The organism is Acidithiobacillus sp. HP-11, from assembly GCF_015100075.1.
GTDB lineage: Bacteria > Pseudomonadota > Gammaproteobacteria > Acidithiobacillales > Acidithiobacillaceae > Acidithiobacillus > Acidithiobacillus thiooxidans.
Window position 1 is genome coordinate 1 of the sequence record NZ_JACKYY010000106.1, and the last position, 1,419, is coordinate 1,419.

A 1,419-nucleotide genomic window follows, 5' to 3' on the forward strand; every position below is an offset into this window, starting at 1 on the left:
GACAGGCCCAGCGGCCTTTGATGGGCTTGAGCAGGCCGAGCATGACGATATTCTGTGCCCAGGGATAAGTGGGATGATTCACCTTGGCGGTATGATCGAAGAAAAAGCCGCAGCCGAAGATCCGCTTACCGGTTTTGTCGTTGAGGGTGTCATCGAGGGCCAGGATCAAGCGCCCATCGACCAGCGGGGACGGAATCAGATTCCAGGCAATCGGCCAGAGGCGATCCCAGGCCAGCTGAGTGGAGGCCATGAAGAGGTAGAAACGGCGGGCGTTCACATCCAGGCCAAAGAGGGTCTGCAGGGAGCGCAGCAGATTGCTGCTCATGGAGGAGGTGAAGGGGACCATGATAGCCAWNNGGATAAAGGGGAACCATTGAGCCCGTTCGCGCCCTAGTCGCGAATCCGAAAATGCCGATTGGAAAGGGAGGAGTAAATCGCGTAGCATGGACATCGAACAGGGCCTCTTGCGTTTTATAATCAGTGAGTTAATGAGCATTCATTATATCACGGAAGGCGGTTCTGTTCACCTTTATCTAACTGATTCACAAGAAATAAAACAAAAAAAACAGGGTAACCAAATAGCTCGAAAATAAGTATTATTCATGAATAATCACGATATTTAATGACCGACATTTTTGTTGACCATGCCGATTTTCCTCGCGGAAAAACGGTGAAACTTCAGTACTTAACCTGTTGGCACGTTCAGGAGACGGTATATTCCTTGAGTGTGATTTTCATGGGTGGTTATGAAATTCATGTCACTTTAAAATTTATGTTTTCTGCAGCGATTTGCACCGAAGAACAGTGCGCAACAGCCCTGGAATCGGCGCGTTGGCCAAACGGATTTCACTACCCCCGGTGTGGCAGAACCCGGCATTCTGTTCTGAAATGCGGCTCGCGCAAGACCTTTCAGTGCAGCCATTGTCGTTATCAGACTTCGTTGATTGCCGGAACACTTTTTCAAGGAACGTATTTGCTTTTGACCCTTTTGTTTCTGGCCATTTACCCGATCAGCCAGGCGAAAACCGGGATATCCGCGTTTGTGCTGAGTCGTCAACTCGGTGTCAGCTAACCCACGGCCTGGCGCATCCATCACAAGCTCATGCAATTCATGCTGGAACGCTAAGTTCTCTAACTGGGCTGAGGCTCGGGCAATGGTTCCATTCAGCGGAATTATTGTGCCAATCAGGCAACTATTATGAATAATACGGTGACATGATTTATCTGAAGTTTCACCGATTTTCATGAGGAATAAGTCGCCGCATGCTACGCCACCATACGCATGAGCATCTGAGTGAATGATTTATGAGGGGGTTGGCAGAGATGGGGCCAAAGTCCCAGAAAATGGCTGGAGAGAGCTTCATCTGTAATCAGTTTGCGGACATCGGAGAAGGCAAAACTGGTCCGTCCCTTGACGAT

The 1,419-nt window shown here is 49.4% G+C and carries 2 protein-coding genes and 1 pseudogene; 2 read left to right on the forward strand and 1 reads right to left on the reverse strand.

Features of this window, described 5'->3' with window-relative positions:
• Positions 1–346 (reverse strand): hypothetical protein (locus H7F08_RS15235; protein WP_227487921.1); only part of this gene is annotated, 346 nt, incomplete at its 3' end.
• A gap of 97 nt (positions 347–443) precedes the next feature.
• Between H7F08_RS15235 and H7F08_RS15240 the strand changes: the two genes are divergently transcribed.
• Both H7F08_RS15240 and H7F08_RS15245 read left to right on the forward strand, forming a co-directional pair.
• The gene (locus H7F08_RS15240) at positions 444–593 is read left to right on the forward strand and encodes a hypothetical protein (RefSeq protein ID WP_193641000.1); all 150 of its coding nucleotides are present in this window, start codon (positions 444–446) and stop codon (positions 591–593) included.
• Positions 594–772: 179 nt separating this feature from the next.
• Positions 773–1,069 (forward strand): annotated as a pseudogene (locus H7F08_RS15245) (transposase); the annotation flags it as partial.
• Positions 1,070–1,419: the final 350 nt, after the last annotated feature.

Coding starts and splice junctions, on each gene's coding strand:
- H7F08_RS15240 (WP_193641000.1), top strand. CDS start 444: ATGGACATCGAACAGGGCCTCTTGCGTTTTATAATCAGTGAGTTAATG.